The organism is Aeriscardovia aeriphila, from assembly GCF_002259595.1.
In the GTDB taxonomy this organism is placed as follows: domain Bacteria; phylum Actinomycetota; class Actinomycetes; order Actinomycetales; family Bifidobacteriaceae; genus Aeriscardovia; species Aeriscardovia aeriphila.
In genome coordinates this window covers 65,795-83,568 of the sequence record NZ_MWWU01000002.1, presented here as the reverse complement: position 1 = coordinate 83,568, position 17,774 = coordinate 65,795, and the positions used below count along the sequence as shown (strand labels likewise).

10 protein-coding genes and 1 tRNA gene are annotated in these 17,774 nt (G+C 54.5%); 1 reads left to right on the top strand and 10 read right to left on the bottom strand.

What is annotated here, in order from left to right; all coding sequences use genetic code 11:
* Positions 1–141: 141 nt before the first annotated feature.
* Both AEAE_RS01470 and AEAE_RS01465 read right to left on the bottom strand, forming a co-directional pair.
* On the bottom strand, positions 142–4,641 hold the full coding sequence (locus AEAE_RS01470; RefSeq protein ID WP_094689404.1) for an ATP-dependent DNA helicase: 4,500 nt from the start codon (positions 4,639–4,641) through the stop codon (positions 142–144).
* The gene (locus AEAE_RS01465) at positions 4,638–9,026 is read right to left on the bottom strand and encodes a PD-(D/E)XK nuclease family protein (RefSeq protein ID WP_158520462.1); all 4,389 of its coding nucleotides are present in this window, start codon (positions 9,024–9,026) and stop codon (positions 4,638–4,640) included. Before AEAE_RS01465 ends, AEAE_RS01470 begins: the two co-directional genes overlap by 4 nt.
* A gap of 358 nt (positions 9,027–9,384) precedes the next feature.
* Between AEAE_RS01465 and AEAE_RS01460 the strand changes: the two genes are divergently transcribed.
* A complete protein-coding gene (locus AEAE_RS01460) occupies positions 9,385–10,686 on the top strand; it encodes an Mbeg1-like protein (protein ID WP_094689402.1) in 1,302 nt (433 codons plus the stop codon).
* A gap of 51 nt (positions 10,687–10,737) precedes the next feature.
* Here the strand turns inward: AEAE_RS01460 and dinB are convergent, their stop codons facing one another.
* From dinB to AEAE_RS06890, 8 genes are all read right to left on the bottom strand, one after another.
* Positions 10,738–12,078 (bottom strand): DNA polymerase IV, encoded by a 1,341-nt coding sequence (dinB, locus tag AEAE_RS01455; RefSeq protein WP_094689401.1) that lies wholly within the window; start codon positions 12,076–12,078, stop codon positions 10,738–10,740.
* Positions 12,079–12,095: 17 nt separating this feature from the next.
* Positions 12,096–12,437: a hypothetical protein gene (locus tag AEAE_RS01450; protein ID WP_094689400.1), complete on the bottom strand. Its 342-nt coding sequence runs from the start codon at positions 12,435–12,437 to the stop codon at positions 12,096–12,098.
* Between the two features lie 224 nt (positions 12,438–12,661).
* A complete protein-coding gene (locus AEAE_RS01445; RefSeq protein ID WP_094689399.1) occupies positions 12,662–13,408 on the bottom strand; it encodes a DUF4190 domain-containing protein in 747 nt (248 codons plus the stop codon).
* Positions 13,409–13,541: 133 nt separating this feature from the next.
* A tRNA-Ser gene (locus AEAE_RS01440) sits at positions 13,542–13,628 on the bottom strand.
* Positions 13,629–13,819: 191 nt separating this feature from the next.
* A complete protein-coding gene (locus tag AEAE_RS01435) occupies positions 13,820–14,221 on the bottom strand; it encodes a hypothetical protein (protein WP_094689398.1) in 402 nt (133 codons plus the stop codon).
* Complete coding sequence (fdxA, locus tag AEAE_RS01430) at positions 14,218–14,562, bottom strand: ferredoxin (RefSeq protein ID WP_094689397.1); 345 nt, start codon at positions 14,560–14,562, stop codon at positions 14,218–14,220. The genes AEAE_RS01435 and fdxA overlap by 4 nt, the downstream gene beginning before the upstream one ends.
* 122 nt (positions 14,563–14,684) lie before the next feature.
* Positions 14,685–16,049, bottom strand: coding sequence for an SGNH/GDSL hydrolase family protein (locus tag AEAE_RS01425; RefSeq protein ID WP_158520461.1), 1,365 nt, complete (start codon positions 16,047–16,049; stop codon positions 14,685–14,687).
* 212 nt (positions 16,050–16,261) lie between these two features.
* The gene (locus AEAE_RS06890; protein WP_244569578.1) at positions 16,262–17,686 is read right to left on the bottom strand and encodes an FAD-binding protein; all 1,425 of its coding nucleotides are present in this window, start codon (positions 17,684–17,686) and stop codon (positions 16,262–16,264) included.
* Positions 17,687–17,774 lie beyond the last annotated feature (88 nt).

The following is a 17,774-nucleotide window of genomic DNA, read 5'->3' as shown; positions in this document are numbered from 1 at the left end:
GGCGTTATCCCCTTGTGTGCAAAAAATGAGAGGGGAAGAGGAGGTTGTGCCTCCCCGTTCCCCTGTGAATGAACCAACTCTAACAGAGAGCCGTTGACAAAAGCCGCGCGTGTTTGCTCTCAGATTTTTCGGCGGATTTCGTCACACTTTCTCATCAGCCTCGTTCTCATCAGGCTCTTTCTCACCAACCTCTCCCTCATCGGCCTCGTTCTCATCAGCCTGCTCTTCCCAGTCGTCTTCTTGCAGGAAGGCGAGCAAACGGTGTGAGCCATAGATCATGCTGATAATCTCTTGCTCACTGAGTTTGTGCTCCACCGGTATGAGCTTGCCAGCTGAGCCTGCAGAAACGTAGAAGAGAGCGGCGTCAACATCGTCGAGAGCAACATTTTGCGCTTGGGCGAAGGCGAGGCGGTAGATTTGCAGCTGTAGCAGCTTCCTGCGCTTATCTTCCTCGTTGTACGGCGAGCGGCCTGTCTTCCAGTCGATGATGGTGTAGCGGTTCGCCGTTTCCTCACCAGCCTGGTCGCGCAAAGCTCCCGCGAAGATAGCATCGAGGCGGGCGGGCACTCTCCTGCCAGCAAGGGAAATGTCGTATTCCTTCTCCACGGCGAAAACACGACGTCTAGCCCATGGTGAGTTGAGGTAAGCCTTCTGCCAGCGCTGGACTGTGGCGGCTCGCTCGCTAGAAGATTGTGCAATACTCTCGAGCTTCTTGATTTTCTGCCAATCTTGGCCGGAAAGCGGGTCGAGCTGGTCGGCAACCCAAGCGTGGAAAAGCGTTCCCAGCGTCGAAGCGGCAGTAGGAATATGGGGCATCGGGCGTAGCTGTTGGGCCAGTAGCTCGTGCACATCCTGCTGTTTTTGCGGCATGATGATGTGCTGCAGCCTGGTGGCCGTCAGGGAGCGCGTCGTGTTAATCTCCCCAAGCTTTTTGAGCGTTTGCGCCTCGTCTTGTTGCGCAAGTTCGTCAAGCTCGTGGTTTCTTCGCGTGAGCTGTACGAGAGCTTGCGCGCGTCGGGTCAATGGCCCAGCTTGCTCTTCTTGCTGCTCGTTCAGCTCTTCGGTGAGAGTTTCCGCATGGGTGGCGCTCGCCAGTCCGTCAAGCAGTTTTTGAGCACGCCTCAAGATTGACATCGTGGTTTTATCCACATGCGTTGGCCAGAAGACGGGCGCACCATGGCCAAATGCCTGTGCTGCTGCGCTCGGAGATTTTTCGAGACGATCAGCCAAAACTGACTGATATTCCAGATCATCTCCGAACAGAGCAGCTTGAGCCTGAGCGTCGACGCCCACACTCAACCCGTCCACATCAACACGCTCCGAGTCCTCCAAACTCGTCTGCACGGTGATAGGAGCGCTGGGCAGTACTGCTTGCTGGACTTGAATCTGATCAGCAATATACGTGACTGCGAGAGGAGGAACATCCTCATTGGAAGACTTTCTTCGCTTCGACGAACTTTCCTCGGGTTGAGGAACCTTCACACCGGAGAAGTCATTATATCCAGCAAGAGCAAGAGCATGTTGTGCTACTTGCTGGTAGAACACTCCTGCTTTATTAATTCCACACGAGTTAAATTCCGCTTTCCTATCTTCGTCTTTCAGATACGCTTGCTCAATGTCTTCCTCATCCGTATAGATATGTGATGCGAAGAGAACATCACCCTGGGAGCGTGTGAGAGCAACGTAGAACAGTCGGTTCTCATCAGCGAATTCACGTTCTCCTTCTCGCTCTTCTAGCGTGAGGAAGTCAGGGTAATCAACACCTTTTTCCAAAAGTGGATTGTCAACTAAGTGTGAGTCGGGGTTAAACACTTCGTGTGCCAGACTCTCCACTGTGGTGAACTTACGCAAGTCAGCAATCGGGTCAACACCCAAGCCAGTTGAGTCGAAGGAGACGTTATGGGGGAACGCTGGCAGAGTGTATGCGTCTGAACGCATGGGCACTGGCACACTTCCGGGATATTCCATCCATGAAAGAGTATGTGGGCACAATGGATCCTGAGCAGCATCCGCGAGTGGGCTAAGCTTCGCCACTTTCAGCTTTGCTGCAGTGTGGTTTCCTTCCGTCACATCAACGATGGCGACAGCAGGCCACTCCAAGCCTTTCGAACGGTGCATAGTCATCAAGATGACGTCCACATTGGGGTCTTGCTCTACTTCCGTAGCATCCTGTTCACGGTCGGGCAATGAGTCAAACCATGTGACGAAGCCAGACAAGCTGGGTCGCACGTTTGCCGGGATTTCCTTCATGTAGGTGCGAGCAAGCTCGATAAGAGAGTCAATGTTCGTGGCAATCTCAGCTCGGGAGTGGAGCGAGGCATCCCCTGCTTGCAAGGCGCGAGCGAGGGAAAGGTCCGATGTCATGCCCAGCACAGAGGCTGCTGCTTTCAAGCAAGCAATCACTCCTTCACTCTTGTGTCGTGCGGTTTCTTGCAAGATGCGCGATACTTCACGGCAGGCTGCTCTGGTGGCCTCATCGAGGGGTTGAGAAAGATTATCATCGCTCTCGCCGGCACCACTGCCGTAGGCTTCAGACTTCTGTTGAGGATTCTGTTCAGTGGCGCTTTCAGATGCGTGTTCGCCATCTTGCGCGTTGGCCTGTTCAGCAGCACTTTCGCCGTTCTTTTCAGCTGCCTTGTGCTGATCATCAAAAGTTGCAGTCAACAGCTGCTCGCTGTCATCACTGAGCAGCATATCCACGAGGGACATCGCCATCGGCAGAGTATCGCGATACTGGCGTAGCAGTTCGCGGCGAGCTTTCTCATCCTCATCTCCACTGGCGATTGCTGAAGCGACCAGAGCGTTATATTGCTGGTTTTCGTTCACTTTCTTCGCCTGAGTGGCCAAACTGTTGAGCTGCTCGGCATTCAGAGCAAAGCGCGGGGTGGCGAGCAGGCGCATGAGGTGGGAAGAATCACTCGTATCAGCGAGAGATGCCACTACGGCCATGATGTCGCGAATCTCTGGCTTGTTGGCCACAGCACTCCAGCCTAAAGATTGGCAGGTCAAGCCTTGCTCTTCTAACGCTTGTTGGTACAGGCCGAGGTTTTTACCACCACGATCCAGCAGCGCAACAATCGGGCCTTTGCCCTGTTCATTACGATGGCGAGGGTCATTCTTGTATTTGAGTACTTGGTAGCGCGCCCATTTGGCAACGGCTTTCGCTTCTTGGCTGGCGTAGAGGCAGTTGAGCACGGTGAATGTTGCGTCATCGGGATTGCCGACTTGTGCCTTTCGTCGGGCTTCCTCTGTGTTTTCCATGAGCATTGGCTCGAGCTTTTTCACGCTCACGCTTGGCCCTAGTGAATCATCAGGGTAGCTGACCTTGCGATGGATGGTGTTCATATCGCGCAGACGAGAGGTGACTGCGTTGGCGAAGTCGAGGATGAGTGGCTTGTTGCGGTGTGTTCGCGACAAGGTGTGCATGCTCTTCTCCACCACGTCAAAGTCTTCTTTGAACAGGATGAATGCGCTCGGGCTTGCTCCTCGCCAGGCGTAAATCGACTGGTAAGGGTCTCCCACTGCGGTGACGACACTGTTGCGGTCTTGCCCGTTCTTTTCTTCGTTTCCTTCAGTGTTTTCAGCGCGATGGAATAGTTGGGCGATTAGTGAGGCTTGTGTGGAAGAAGTATCCTGATATTCGTCGAGGAATACGTAGCGGAAGCGACGACGATATTGCTGCGCAATACTGGGGAAACGCTGCAGGAGTTGGAGCGAGTAGACGGGGAAATCAGAATACTGGGCGAGGTGGCCTTCCTGCTTCTTGCGTTGCAATTGCAAGCACAAGTCGAGAAGTAGATCACGGATTTTCGCCGCTTTGTAAATCTGCCGCACATTGTAGAGGTCAAGCTTTTGAGCTGTTTCTTTGAGATTAGCTCGTATTTCCTCTTCTTTTTTCGACCTTCCTCTTCCAACCTTTGGCTTGGAGTTATTGATAAATGCTTTCACCACAGCAGTCCATAACTGGGGATTAGTGATAATGACTTCGTCACACAGCTTTTCGCACTGTTCAATAAGAGCATTGTTCCACTGACGCACACTCTCTACTGCTGCTTCGAAGGTGAGGCACTGAGGAGAGATCATGTACCCTAAGATCTCATCGTTGAGCTTATTCATATTGTTTACAAAAGTATTCCTACTTTCTGGCTTGAAACCTTCCCAGAAACGATCGGTCGAATAATTGAGCGCCATGATGCCATCGATATTTTCATCGATTACTTCATCAATCAGCTGGTGTACTCCCGCGTAACTGAGAGGCGTGGAGTTGGGGTCTACGCCAATGAGCAGACCATATTGACGCACTAAACGCTGGAAGAAGGAATCATACGTGTAGATGTGAGGCCGCTGAGTGGAAGGAATACGCGTGAACTGGGGTTCTCCATTTCCCTTCTCTTCAAGCTCATCAACTGCTGTGTGGACGCGAGTGCGAAGCTCTTCTGCAGCTTTGTTGGTGAATGTCAGGCCCAGTATTGTTCCTGGGTCTACTTTCTGACCATTCTTATCTGGGTGGGTGAGTAGCCAGATAATACGCTGTGTCATCGTAAAGGTTTTACCCGAACCTGCGCCAGCAATGATCAGTGAGTTCTCTTCGCGCGGGCCGGTGACAATGGCCTCTTGCTCTGATGTCAGTGTGATGCTCATGCGCTTCTCCTCTTCACCTGCTGACGTACTTCTTCAATATTCATTCCAGCCAATGGTCCAAATACAGTTTGCGACTCGTGTGAGTAGAGCGGGCAAACAGGTTTGAACTCGCAATAACTACATTTCGATGTTTTCTTCGCAGGGAAGTAATCCGCTTGCGAGTAGGAAATGGCGTAGAAGACGCGCGAGAGCATGGTCAGAGCCCACACGGCACTACTGGTTTCTGCTTCGTTACCCTCAACAACAGCGCGTGCCTTTGTAACGAGCCATTGTGCAATATCTGACATTCCCTGAGCACGCTGCAGATCACGAAAAGTACTTTCCGGTGTAAAAAGCTTGGAAAATGTGGGGAAATGCGAACGAACCGGGTATGCCTCGTACAGCGCATTTCCTTCAAAAAGCTGAGGCTGGAACCCATTTTCAGCACTATAACTTTGTGCTGGAGCGTCTTGCTTTCTCGGGTAGAAGAGCATGGATCGTTTAATTTCAGGCATACGGCTCTTCTGCTTCACCTCATATACCGGAAGTGATTGTTCGCTCGCCTGCTGCTCGAGCTTTTCGTTCATCTCCTGCAAAGCGGGAGAGAATGCTAACCCCAGCTGGTAACAGATGAGCTGCAGATCATTAAAACTGTTCAGAGGCATTTTACCCGTCTTCCAGTCGATGATGTTCCACACGGTGTTGCCATCACCATCTTCGCGTCGTTCCACTCGGTCCACGCGAGCGCTCATGAATGCTCGAAGGTCTTGTGGTTCGTCGTCGACAAAACCACCTGCCACCGTGGAGAGAGCGCTGTACAGTTCTGCTTTCGTCGTGTGCTCTAATCCGGAGAGATTACGCACAAACGGCAGGATCGCCGACAGTGACAGCGGAATGTTGACGCTCACTTCTGCTGCAGAACCCGTGAGCTTTCCTGCTGGAATTTGTTCTGTCTTGGCCCCCACTGGAGCATAGTTGGCATCGCGAGAATCAACGAAATAGGTGGCTATTTTGTCCAACACATCAGTCACTTCGTGGTCATTGCTTTGATGCTTGAAGAGCTCTTTTGACGTTGCAGGGGTGAAATGTGATTGCTCACGCAGTTCACGGTAATGCTCGATCAGCGCTTGAAGCAGCTCATCTTTACCCAGCGAGCGGTCATAACCATTGTCTGTTGCCCATTGCGCGCAGTTGTGGATAATGGTTCCGAAGGTCATTTCCTCCGAGCTGCGGCGTGGACCCGCGAACCTATCTTGCAGCGACCAGCGCAGTGGGCAATCCCAAATAGCGTCCACTGCGGAAGGGCTGAGCGTCACTGGCTTGTGCTGTGCTGGGCGAGTTTTGGTGAAGCCGTCGTCATCCTTGTTGCCCACCTGCTGCCCGACAAAGCCGGTGCTCAGCTGTTGTGCTTGTTTGGTCACTCCTTGCAAGATTTTCAGTGCGGAAAGTGCATCCTGCAATTGTGCTGGGTCGGTGTCACCTGTGCGCTCTTGTTCAGCAAGGCTTCCCACGAGCACTGTTTTCGCAGCTATGGCGAGACCATCCACACTGGTGTCAAAACCGGCAAAGAGGGCAGATTCCTGCAAATCTGGGTTGAAACCAGTGGGCGTGTAGTGTCGCTCAGAATCGTTATCAGCCGTGCGAATTCCCGTGTCACAGAACACTTCTGGCAGGAAGGAAGTCAAGTATTCGCTTGGTACTTCGTCGTCATTCCACACCGCGCAAATCACTGTTTCTTCGCTCGCTCGAGTCAGTGCAACGAGGAAGGCGCGTAGCTCGAAGTCTGAAACATGCTGGTCGAGCGTGTGCATCAGCTCGATTTCCGCTTTCTCTGGGCTTTGGTTTGCCTCTTGGTTGAGTTCTACTCCTTGTTCTTTCAAAATATGGGAGATTGCCACTGTGGAGAATGCTTGACCAGACAGAAGAGAATCAGGAGCATCAAGGTTCGGCCATTGGCCTTCCTGAACGCCGATAATCCACACTTTCTTGAAGTGCTGGGTGTTAGCCGAATCTGGAGAGGCAAGGACAACGGAATCAGGCCTGGGTGCTACTTGAGCCAGTGAGCCTGCTTCCACTTCGAGGCTTTCAATCCATTCGGCAAACTCTTCTGCGCTTTCCTCGTTTTCTCGAGTTTCTGCGCGGCGGAAGAGTCGTACCACCGTATCCAGGTAGTCGTTGGCGCGTGCGGCTTGTTTTCCTACGCTCAATGCTTCTTGACGCCAGAAGTCACTGATATTGCAGGCAGTCCACGCATTCCACAAGGCGATGGATGGTTGAGAGAGCAGTTCATCCTCATCGGCTGTGGTTTCAAGCGTGCGGATAATGCTGATAGCTCGGATGAGAACTTCCTCATCCGAATGGCTCGGGCCTTTCTTGGCTCGAACAGCTTCCCAGTACTTCACGAACTGAGACTGATCATCACCGTCATCTTCCGAGCTCTCCTGCGTGCGAGAAGTACGAGCGATGCGATCGTACATGCTCAAAATTTGCTCTTGTGACTGTTCCGAGCCCATGAGCAGCAGGAGAATAATCGCATCCCTATTCAGCGGTTCGCTGCTGTTGCTCAGTTCCTGCCAATCTTTGTGCAAGCTGTCAAAAGTAGTTTGAGCTTCGTCAACTTGCGACAGGTAAGCGATGGTTTGGAATATGGTGAGCATTTTATCTTCCCGCACGCTGCGGTACGTCGCACTGCCGTCGACTTTCGTGACTACTGGGAAGAGCGGTGAGGTGATCACTTGCGTGAACAAGTCAGTGTAGCGCGTGATGTTGGAAAGGTCTTTCTTCGCAATCGCAGCATTTAAACGAATGATTGCCAGCAAGCCTTGGACTATCGCAGAATCCTTGAGAAGCTGCGAGGCTGAAGAGTAGCGAACAGGAATTCCTTCCTCTTCGAAGCGCTCTCCTACTTGCCTGAGCACAGAATTCGTATGCGCGATAATCGCACAGTCGCTCCATGAGAGCTTCTCATTATGCATCACGCTGGTGGTAACTTGCCACACGAGGTCATCTAACAGTTCTTCGTTGGAGCGCAGAAGGCGGCCCTGCAATGTGTGATCGACCATCACTGGACGAGGGTCTTTCATGAAGGCCATTTGTGCTGCGCGCAGTTTTCCTGGGCGTAGAGGTAGCGCTACATCTGTGCTGACCATTGAGGAAGTGAGTGCGAGGCTTACTCGAGTGGCTACTTGAGTGCGGTAGCTCAGCTCAGCTTCGATGCTGTTCTCATCGACACTGACCTCATCGGCAGTGACATCGCCAGCGGCATCAGCAAAGTCATCGTACGTGTCATCATCCGTGGCGCGGTCCAGCTGCTCGACCAGCTCGTACTGTTCAGCTTTCCAGCCCTTCTCTTCCAATGCGCTGAGGGCTTCTGGGAATGCTCCGCGGTAGGTTCTTGTTGCTTCATCATCGTTGCCAATGAGAATGACCGCGCATCCGTGGGCTGCCAGCTGTTCGAGGAAGGAGTAGCCGGCGACGGTGAGGTCCTGGCAATCATCCATGATGACGACGCGAGGCACGTTCACAGTGCTCGTATTCTCACTCAACGCCTGGGTAACGATGGCGAGAACAGCGGAGAAGTCGGCGAGGAAGAGGCCCGGCGCTTCTTCTTGGAGGACGTGTTGCGCTTCGTGCTGCAATACTCGGCCGAGCTGCCATTCTTCCACCATGCGCTGGTCTACTGCTGGGTCGTGCAAGATGGCGTCGAAATGTTCGGAGTCACTGGCTACACCCAAGCCGTTGAACATGTCGAAGAGGTGAACGAGCTGGTCGATGAACGCTGGGGTCATGACGTCGACGAGAAGCTGCTCGCTGGGTGCGTTCTGCTCGCGATTTACCTCGCCTTGCGCACTATTCGAAGCTTGAGTACGCTCACCGGCACGCTTGTCTTGCTCGTGGAGAGAGAGGTAGGTGCGCAGAAGATCGCAGGTTTCGCAGTCATTGCCAGCAATCATGTGTTGGCGGTGGTTTTCGAGCACTTGTTGCACTGCTTGGCCGCGTTCAGCATCGTCGACGAAGTGCGGCAGCGCCTTACCTTTTTCTGCGCGCTCTTGTGTGAGAAGAGAGAAGGCAAGCGAGCCGATCGTCCTGACAGGCCTTCCTTCTTGAGCATGCTGGACGACGTTGATCACTGGGGTGTTGAGCTGGTCAGCTGCTGCTTTGGAGCTGACGAGCAGGTAGGCTTTGCCGTTGCGAATAGCCTCATGGTTCCACTGCCCTGTGAATGCTTCAAACGCGAGCGTTGATTTGCCAGAGAGCGGCGAGCCAGAGATTCTCATCACCTTGAGCTGTGGCGCGCAGCCATTTTTCGCGCGAGCCTTCGTGGCGGCGCGTTGCGGTGTGTTCGCGGTGGCGAACTGCTCGATCAGCTTCTTCGCTTGGTTCAACGTTACAGGCTTTGTGCTCATACTTCTAGTGTAGGAAGCATGCATAGTAACTGAACGCGCAATTCGGACTGTTTTTTCCGCAGGATTTCGCGCAGTCGACATTCAGGTAGGACGCGTTTTTCTCGAGGTGATAATCTTCCTGCGAAATGACGCCATTCTTCCTGCCGTCACTTTTCAAAATTTTGCTCTGAGCTGAGAATTCGCCGCCCAGTAACAGCAGCCCGCCCAACACCCAGCAGACCCCGACATCACTACCCAACACTTAGCCAACACCTAGCCGCCACCTCAACTCAACCCAGAACCCAGCTGCCGCTCAACTCAACCCGACATCTAGCTGCCACCTCAGTCACCTTTCAGCCACCCGTGTTAGAACTGCATTATGGCGACTTTTCTGGATTATGCGCGCGATGAGGTTCGCACTTTTGCCGAGCAGCCTTTTTGTGGCGAGGATGCGCTGATCTTTTCGCAGTTGGTTTACCTTTCTTTCCCTGACGCGCTGGCGACGAAAAGCCTGACTTTGCAACAGCTTTTGCGTCGTGAAACCTACCCGGCTCTCATTGACGAGATGTCGCATGGCCAGGAAGCCTTGGAATTGTTGCGTTTGTGCGGTGAAAGCCCTCGTTTTCGCGATGTGAGATTGGCAGATCGCATTTCTCCGAACTCGACGGCCGATCCAAACCGTTTTTGTGCGGCGACTTTCATCCTGCCTGATTCGACGCGCGTTATCGCTTTTCGCGGTACGGATGGCACGATTGCTGGCTGGCATGAGGATTACCGCTTGCTTTTCGTCACCCCTCCCCTCGACTCCCAGGCTCGGGCTCTCGCTTACTTGAAATCTCACGCTTCTGCTCACTTGGCTGAACGGCCTGAGATTATCATTACGGGCCATTCGATGGGCGGAAACCTTGCAATCTATGCTGCGGCTGTCGCGCCACACAGTGTGCAGTCTCGTATTCGCGCGGTTTATGCGCAGGATTCTCCTGGTTTTATTCGCTCTTTCATCGAAAGTAAGCAGTTCCAGGCGATCCGTTCTCGTGTTCACAAGTATGTTCCTGAGTCGTCGATGGTGGGCATGCTTTTTGATTCTGGCGTTGAGGAGACGGTGGTTCGCTCGAACGCTCATGGTTCGGAGCAGCATTTCCTCTCCACGTGGCTGTTTACTCATCCTCAAATCGAGCAAGAAGCTTCGGGCGAAGAGCAGAAACCTGCGCTGAAATCGACGAGCGAAGAATCGCACGAGCAGGCACCTGAAACATCGCTGAAAACGGCGAGCGAGCAAGCGCAGGAGCAGGCGCACAAACCTGCGCACGAACCTGCGCTCAAGCCTTCCAACGAGCCTGTTGCCGTCACAGCGTCAGCTCCTCAGCCTTCTGATTTGTGGGTTTTGGACAGAACTGAGCATCTTTCCCGTTATTCGCAGGCTTTGGCGAACACGCTTAATGGGTGGCGGGAGAGCTTGGATGTTGCTCAGCGCGAGCGCTTTATTGAAACCTTGTTCTCTGCTTTGGATTCGACGGGTTATGTTCAGTTCTCACAGTTGAGGGAGAATTGGAACACTGTTATTCCTGTGATTTCGCAGTATTTGCGTTCTCTTCCTGCCACGGATCGCAATCAGCTGTCCTCGGCGATTGGTGAGCTCGTCAAGCTGATCGTGTTGCCAAGTGGTGAGGAGAACAGCTGAGTCGAGCTTCGGCTACTCGGCTATTCACCTCCCCATCCACCGTCAACTCCTCTACTCATCTCTCCAGGAGGTGGCTCCTCGGCGTACTGCTGAGGAGCCGTATTTTGCTCGCACGGCGTCGAGGGCTTTCTCCAGCTCATTATTCTTTTTCAGCCCCGTTTCGTTATTTTCTTGCGTGTCGTCGAAGTCAAGCTCGGGCTGGTAGAGAGTGGTGCTTTGCTCGGTAAGCCCCGAAACGGACACTCCTGCTAATCTCACGAAAGTGGGAGATACGGCAGATCGGCCAGCGTCAGCGCTTACTTCCTCGCGGCTGGCACCCGCGTCAGCCACACCTCTCCCTCTTTTCCAGGCGGCGAGCGCTGCTGGCAGGAGTTGGTCAGCAATCTGCATCATTTGCACAGAGTTTTGGATGGGTACGCGGCTGGTTTGCGAGCGCGTTGCGTAGGTGAGGTCAGCGAATCGGATTTTCACGCTGACAGTTCTGGCGACAAGTTGTTTTTCGCGCAGTCTCCTAGCGATGTGGTCGCAGCAGTTGCGCAGGAGAGCGCGAATTTTCGCGAGATCATTCGTGTCTTCAGGGAAGGTCATTTCTTGGCCGATTGATTTTTCCAGCGCGTGAGTGACGAGCACTCGTTCGCTCTCACCTTGGCAGGCAAGCCACAGCCAGTGTCCGATTTGGCGTGAGCCTACCATGCGCACGACTTGAGCTTCACTCAACTCTTGTATTTGCGCCACGGTGGTTACCGCCCAGCTTGATAATCTTTTTTCTAATGCTGGGCCCACGCCATTGATGGCACGGAGGTCGAGGAGCCGCACAAATTCAGCGTTTCTCGCTTGGGGTACGAGAAGCAGACCGTTGGGTTTGGCATTCGTCGAGGCAAGCTTGGCCATGAGCATGTTGGAGCCGATGCCCACGGAGCAGGTGATGTGAAAGCGCTGGTAAACCTGCTGGCGAATCCATTCGCCTATAGCTCGCGGGCTTTTCCATTCTCTGAGGGCGGGAGCCACGTTGATGTAGGCTTCGTCGACGCTGACTTGTTCGATTTGGTCGGTTATTTTCGCAACAATCTGGGTGAAAATCTCATGAGAGACGTGTGAGTAATAGTGGTGATCGACGGGCAGGAAGGCGCCTTGCGGGCAGAGTCGTCGAGCGGTTGCCATTGCTTGAGCAGAGTGAACTCCATACCGGCGCGCTTCGTAATTCGCCGTTGACACGACGCCGCGAACTCCTTCCACTCCTCCGACGATGACTGGCCTGCCCACCAATTCGGGATGGCGGGCAGTTTCCAGCGAAGCGAAAAAGGCATCCATATCCACATGCAAAAAGGTGCAACCGGACTCGTCATGACCCCAGTCTTTCCTTACTGCTTGCGAACGTGGTGCTGTACTCATACCACCATTCTAGTCGATCATTTGTTCGAATTTCCACTCAGAGCTTCACGACGCGCCAAAGCTCCGAGCAAAATATACAAACTTTCTCGCACGTCTTCGGTAGGACGCGAGCCATACTTTGCCGCCGCCACAAGGTCGAGAGCATCCTTCATCCCCACCGCTTGAGCAATGCGGTCCAGCTCGGAGAGGGCAAAACTACGGCGTGCATTGAGGCGGTCATTGACGTAGGAAGAGCTTCGGATTGTTCCTTCCGAAGAGAGAATCTCACGCACTTGATCCTGGGTAATTCCGTGCTCACGCAACAGCTGTTTGGTGTATTTTGCAACCATATGATCGGTATCGGTGGTGTAATGGTCCATCACGACACCCTTTCTTTGCGGAGTCAGGTTCTCTTACCTGAGGGTATATACGGCGACAACTAAATTATTATAAGTCGCCAATACGCTGAACACCAACTCACTTGCACACTTTTTAACGTCTCTCCTCTCTCGGCTTGGAATTTCTCAAGATTATCAGCACACAAAACTGCTCCCCGCCTTGCGGCAGGGAGCAGTGAGACGTTTATGCGCAAGCGCTGTACTCATCACATATTCGACAGCACGTTCACAGCAGCGCCAACGAACATGATGGTGGTAATCAGCGTGATAGCCGCAATGATGAGCGAGATAGCACCCAAGATCACACCTGCCATAGCCATGGTGTGCTCACCGTGGAACTCTGGACGGTTCTTCGTCAGCTTCAGAGCTCCTGGAGCCAGCGAGACGGCGATGATACCACAGACCACAGAGATCAATGCGCTCATTCCGAACCAGCAGAATACTGCCGAGATGATGCCCAGCACCATCGAAGCAACGGCTGCGCCATGCTTTGCGGGGCGCATTGGCATGACAACAGGCTGCTGAACTGGCTGAGCGGTAGGAGGAACCTGGCCAGCAAGCGGAACTTGACCTGCAGGAGGAACCTGACCAGTAGTAGGTACCTGGCCTGCAGCTGGCTGGGCTAGGGCTGCCTGTGGAGCTGGCTGTGCCAGTGCTGGTTGAACTGGCTGAGCTGGTTGAGCTGGCTCATTTCCTGGGTTCGACGGGTTATCCGACTTCGAAGCAGCAACACGGTACAGAACCTGAACTGCAGGAAGATCCTTCACGCCCAAGTCGGTGAGAACATCCTTGCCGTCATGGCTCTTATACACAATGCCTTGAGCAGTGTAGTCGAAACGGAATGCGTCAGTTGGAGAAAGCTTAACGGCAGGAACGGTAGCATCCTCAGCCCACGTCTTGCCGCCATCCAACGACACTTCATAGCCCTTCACACCAACCTTCACCTGCGGCATATCAGAAGTTGGATTGAAGGTGTTGTAATCCTGTGCATTAAATCCACCGCAGAAGCTCTGCCGGCAACACTGACACCACTGGCAACACTGCCCTAGTAACAAAAAAGCTTCCGATTTCTCGGAAGCTCAGAAGCGGAGACGGAGGGATTCGGACCCTCGAAGGAGCAAGCTCCTTAACACCTTAGCAGGGTGCCCCTTTCGACCACTCAGGCACGTCTCCAATTATGAACGCTACTCACCGCAAGGGCGGCAAAGCAACGTCTCAAAGTTTATCACGCAATCAGCATTTCGCAAACAAAACGCCAACACACCGCGCAAATCACTCGTCGCAGCCTCTGACACAGTACTCACTGATACTCGTCGGCAGCTCAGCTCGTCAGTAGCTCAGCTCGTCTCGGCCAATCATCACAGTCACTCGTCGCTGCTACCAGAGTGCTCGGTATCTGCAGCCATTTCTTCCTCGTGAGCGCGAGCAAGCTTCTTGCGTTCCCGCGCCTGCGCAAGAGTGTCGCTCGTGGCAACCGCCCACGCAATCCCAACGAGACCGAGAAGAATGAAGAAACCGCAGAACATCCAGTCGTGCGTGAGCGCACCTATCGTCACAGCGAGAACTTCAACCACCACGCACACAACGAGGATTGCCACATCTGTGCGCGGGCTGGCAGGGTTAATCGACGGCTTCATTGGCACAAAGAAGCTCTTGCGCTCTTGGCGAGGGAAGCTCTCCTGCTGAGGGTAGCTCTCCTGCTGAGGGTAGCTCTCGTCCTGCTGCTCGCGGTTTTCTGCGTTCGATTCTGAGTTTCTGGCAATCATGAGCGTCCCAGATTCTTACGCAGCTCTTCATTCATTGGCGGCATAGCCTCAATTTTCGGGTCGTCCTGTGCCAGAGGGTGATCCTGCGCGCCACCAGGGTTGCCTTCGCGTTCAAACATGTCCTCAGCAACCTGCTGGTACCACGTCCAATCTTGAGGCAAGTCGTCTTCGTAGAAGATGGCTTCGACAGGGCAGACTGGCTCACACGCGCCGCAATCTACACACTCGTTGGGGTTGATGTACAGCGTTCGAGGGCCTTCGTAGATGCAGTCAACAGGGCACTCGTCGACGCAAGCCTTGTCTTTCACGTCGATGCACGGTTCAGCAATTACGTACGCCATAAACCCTCCTTTAACCCCTCTAGTCTACTCGAAAGCAGCTCGCGGCACGCCTTTGGATTGGCGGCGGGTAACTCACGCACTCGGAAACTCACGCTCACAGCAACTCCCGCGGTTGCTCATCCTCACCACTTCAGCGCGGCCTTCAACTCCTTGACCAGCACCTGAGCACACTCCTGATGCGCCTTGGCTCCCGGATGCTCGTGCGCGCCGGTCGTCTCCTCACGCATCTGCGGCAGCAGCACAAACTTCACATTGGTATCGCCGCTGAGCTCACTGTACTGCTCCAGCGCGCGGTTAAACACCACGCCAAATTCTGGCTCGTACAGGCCGAATGCCCACACGATGAGCGCGGTCGGATTGTTCTTCCTCACCATGGCCACAAACTCGCGGGCGTCACGCTGCAACAGGGCAATATCCAGGGCGTCGGCGTTCAGCGTAGTGGCAATCTTGAGCGCGTCGTCGCGCAATTTCTCCAGATTATCAGTGCCAGCAAGCTCAAACTGCCCGGCAATATGAGCGTTGACCCACATGCTTTCCTCGAGCTCACGCTCTCCCGCCTGGTGTTCCTTGAACAAAGGCTGCGGCTCGAGCTTCGAGGTGGTGTCAGCAAGGGCGGGCATGCGGAAACCGTTGCGGTCGTTCGTGCCAAGATTGATGACGACGGCTTGCGGCTGCCACGAGGAAAAATCATATGCGTCTTGCGAGCCACGTGCCTGCTGAGACTCGCCGGTACTCGCGCCGCACACCTTCTCGTAAATCAGCGGGATACGGTTTGCGCGGTCGTTTCGCCAGTCGGCCCTCAGTCCCCAGCCAGATTGCGAGCACACGCGCACGTCGGCATTGAGCGCGCGGCCGACGAGGTTAGCGTAGGAATTTTCGTAGCTGAAGAACACGGATGACCAGTCGTTGTCGCCGCGAGCCCCTGTCGCGCCTTCGCCGGTGGTGATCGAGTCGCCGATGAACTCGATGCGCCGAGCGTAGGGCTCGACTGGAGTGAAGCCACTGCCTTGCTCAACGCCTTCGACGCGCAGGGCGGTGATGGCAAGATATTGCTGGTCATCGCCAGGCTCGCTCTGGTTTTCGCGCACGATGCGCACATGCCAGTCGCGCAGCTGCCCGGGGTTCATGTTGCCGAAAATCTGCATCTCGCTGGTCCCGGGAGCAACGGCAAACCTCTGGATTTGCACTCCGTCAAGGTCGATGGCAACCCACGGTTCCATGCGCTGCCAGTCTGCTTCGAAACGCACCCACACTGCGCTCGCGTTGGTGGTGAATTCGATTCCGGAGCCGTTTCGCCACAAAACCACCGGTGAAGTTGCGCTTGCCGGCGAAGTTTCGCGTTGCGCCGAAGTTGCACTTGCCTTCGAGCTCGCGCTTGGCTTGGCCTGAGTTCCGCTTACCTTCATCGCTCCAGCATCGCGCGTCGATTCCCGTCCGAGCACGAGCAGGCCAGAGACTTCGCGAATCGGGATCACTTTCTCACTCATCTGTTCCTCCTTGAACATTCGTCCTTTGCGTGCCACGACACTGGTATGGCATAACGCCGACATAGACACGAAACCGCCGTGACGTGACACCTTTCAAGACGCGACGCTGACAGAGACACTGTCGGTAGGGGCACGCTGCTGTATCACAGTATGACAGGTGCCCTAACCGAACCGCTTAAGTAGTTGCAAATACTGAGATTATCAGACTTCGCTCAGTCCTGCGCGAGGTCAACTCCCACGCATACCGGCTCCGGCACGAGCCAGATTCCAAAGCGCTTCTGCACTCCCTCTTGAATGATGCGCGCTAGACTTCGCACATCCTCGCTGCTCGCTTCACCCCTGTTGGTCAGCGCGAGCGTGTGCAGCGTCGATAGCGACGCCTGAGGAGCTGTACCGGTAAAGCCCTTGTGGAAACCGGCATGATCAATGAGCCAGGCGGCCGACGTCTTCACGCCTTCTTCTTCCGTTCCCGGCATGCTGGCGGCAAAATGAGGTGCATCCTCAGGCAACTTCTCAGCGTCTTCTACGCTCAGAATGGGGTTCATGAAGAACGATCCGCACGAGTGCCTGTCATAGGTGGGCTGGCCAGAAATCTCTACTGATGACGGAATACCGCTCACAACAAGCTGCTCGTCGACATCCTCCAACTTCACATCAGCCAGCGCACCTTCGCGGCCAGCACCTTCGCGTGCCTCACCTACCGCACTCTCGCGGCCAGCGCTCTCACTCACCACACCCGTTTTCTGAGGCGCAGCGGGCGAATTAGCGGACTGATAATCTTGAGCGCTGAGCTTGAAACTTGCCAGAAGGTTGTCAGCGTCGTCGACGTCGATCGGCTGCAGAAGCGTCCGCATCCATTGATTCTTATAGCGTGTCGCGTCCTCGACCATGCCTTTACCCGCGCGCACGCGCAGCACCATGCGCCTCATCTGTTCGATCGGCATGTGGACGCCAACCTCGCTGTTCAACGCGCGAGCCAGCTGGGAGTAGTTAACGACACCATAAGATTGACAGGACAAGGTAAACGTCACCGACAGCACGATGTAGCGCGGGGTTGGGAAGTAACGATCTGCGGGCTGAGCCGGGGCGGTGTACATGCTTTCTTTGAGCGCAGACATGCGGTAGCCGAAGCCCATTTCGGAGGCGGTCAGATGCTTGGTGGATGTGGTTTTGCGGTCCCACACTTCCACTTCTTTCACGCTTGTGGATACTTCTTGGCCATACGCACCAATGTTTTGCACGACAGAGGCGCCCACAGTTCCTGGAATTCCCGAGAGCGCTTCGATGCCACTCAAGCCATGCGAAACTGCGAAAGCGACGAAAGCATCCCAGCGCACTCCCGCATCGGCGCGGATAGTGAGGGCCGGGGCGGCGTGAGAATCGGAGTTCGCATCGCCACTGTCACTGCCCAGAACATGAATGGCGTGTCGAGCGTCGCGCACAACGACCCCGGGGAAGTTCTCGTCACTGATGAGAAGGTTGGAGCCGCCACCGATAACGAGCAAAGGCAGCTTTTCGTCATCGGCGAAGCAGACGGCGTTAATAAACTCGTCGCGAGAGTGAGCCTCAACGAAATGGGCAATCGCACCACCCACACCAATCGTGGTGATATCAGCGAAACGAGGAGAAACGCTCATCTTGACCTTCTCAGACTCTTCTCAAACTATTCTCAAGCTTATCGACACTCGTGTGGGCGCATGCACTGGTGGGCGGCGCTGCTCGGAA

Bases quoted from the DNA above. Each gene is read 5' to 3' on its own strand.
- AEAE_RS01470 (WP_094689404.1), bottom strand. From the start codon at position 4,641: ATGAGCATCACACTGACATCAGAGCAAGAGGCCATTGTCACCGGCCCG.
- AEAE_RS01465 (WP_158520462.1), bottom strand. From the start codon at position 9,026: ATGAGCACAAAGCCTGTAACGTTGAACCAAGCGAAGAAGCTGATCGAG.
- AEAE_RS01460 (WP_094689402.1), top strand. From the start codon at position 9,385: ATGGCGACTTTTCTGGATTATGCGCGCGATGAGGTTCGCACTTTTGCC.
- dinB (WP_094689401.1), bottom strand. From the start codon at position 12,078: ATGAGTACAGCACCACGTTCGCAAGCAGTAAGGAAAGACTGGGGTCAT.
- AEAE_RS01450 (WP_094689400.1), bottom strand. From the start codon at position 12,437: ATGGACCATTACACCACCGATACCGATCATATGGTTGCAAAATACACC.
- AEAE_RS01445 (WP_094689399.1), bottom strand. From the start codon at position 13,408: ATGCCGCAGGTGAAGGTTGGTGTGAAGGGCTATGAAGTGTCGTTGGAT.
- AEAE_RS01435 (WP_094689398.1), bottom strand. From the start codon at position 14,221: ATGATTGCCAGAAACTCAGAATCGAACGCAGAAAACCGCGAGCAGCAG.
- fdxA (WP_094689397.1), bottom strand. From the start codon at position 14,562: ATGGCGTACGTAATTGCTGAACCGTGCATCGACGTGAAAGACAAGGCT.
- AEAE_RS01425 (WP_158520461.1), bottom strand. From the start codon at position 16,049: ATGAGTGAGAAAGTGATCCCGATTCGCGAAGTCTCTGGCCTGCTCGTG.
- AEAE_RS06890 (WP_244569578.1), bottom strand. From the start codon at position 17,686: ATGAGCGTTTCTCCTCGTTTCGCTGATATCACCACGATTGGTGTGGGT.